Below are 1,082 nucleotides of genomic sequence, written 5' to 3' on the forward strand. Positions count from 1 at the left end.
ATCTATCATACTTATTCTTTTGACAATGAGGATACTATTAAAATGAATGATACTTATGATAGATGTTTTTCACTATGTAGCATTTAATTCAAATCTGTGTTCTAATGAAACAAACTTTTGAGACGGTTGCCCTGATTTATGTATACCTTTTCTATAAATATATAAATTAAATCATATATTTGTGCTTTCATTCAACTCATCCTCTTATTAAATTATGAAAGAAAACAAATACGACAATAGCGATTTCTTCAGTCAATATTCTCAAATGTCCCGCTCGGTGGAAGGCTTGAAAGGAGCCGGAGAATGGCATGTATTGCAGAAAATGCTCCCCGATTTTGCAGGGAAAAGAGTTTTAGACTTAGGCTGCGGATTCGGTTGGCATTGTGTCTATGCGATAGAACACGGAGCAACACACGTTACCGGAATTGATATTTCGGAGAAGATGCTCGAAGAAGCCCGGAAAAGGAATCCTTCTCCATTCATTGAACACCAATGCATGGCTATCGAAGACTTTGATTTCCAGCCGGATACTTATGACATTGTCATCAGTTCGCTAACCTTCCATTATCTTGAATCTTTTACGGATATATGCCGGAAAATCAATAACTGCCTGACTCCAGGAGGCGCCTTCGTCTTCTCCGTAGAACATCCGGTATTTACAGCCTATGGCAATCAGGAATGGCATTACGACCAGGACGGAAAGCCTATCCATTGGCCGGTAGATCGCTATTTTACGGAAGGCAAGCGCACAGCAATCTTTCTGGGCGAAGAGGTTGTCAAATACCACAAAACGCTGACTACGTATATAAACGGACTCCTTCAAACCGGATTTGAGATATGCGAACTTATAGAGCCACAACCGGACGAAAGATTGCTGGATACCATCCCAGGAATGAAAGATGAATTACGGCGTCCGATGATGCTTTTGATCTCTGCCAAGAAAAAAAGTAAAGACGCAAAGCTATGAGATTCAAGGCATTGAAAAATAATAGATAAAAAACATTCGTTTAGCTATTGTTAATTAAAAAATACTCCCTATCTTTGCACCGCTTTTGAAAAGAACAACCCTTCAAAAAAGTAGC

1 protein-coding gene is annotated in these 1,082 nt (G+C 39.3%); it reads left to right on the forward strand.

What is annotated here, in order from left to right; genetic code table 11:
• The first annotated feature begins 214 nt into the window (after window positions 1–214).
• A complete protein-coding gene (locus BXY_RS02460; RefSeq protein WP_015531128.1) occupies window positions 215–967 on the forward strand; it encodes a class I SAM-dependent methyltransferase in 753 nt (250 codons plus the stop codon).
• The last annotated feature ends 115 nt before the right edge of the window (window positions 968–1,082 follow it).

The sequence above is a fragment of the Bacteroides xylanisolvens XB1A genome, assembly GCF_000210075.1.
Taxonomy (GTDB): domain Bacteria; phylum Bacteroidota; class Bacteroidia; order Bacteroidales; family Bacteroidaceae; genus Bacteroides; species Bacteroides xylanisolvens.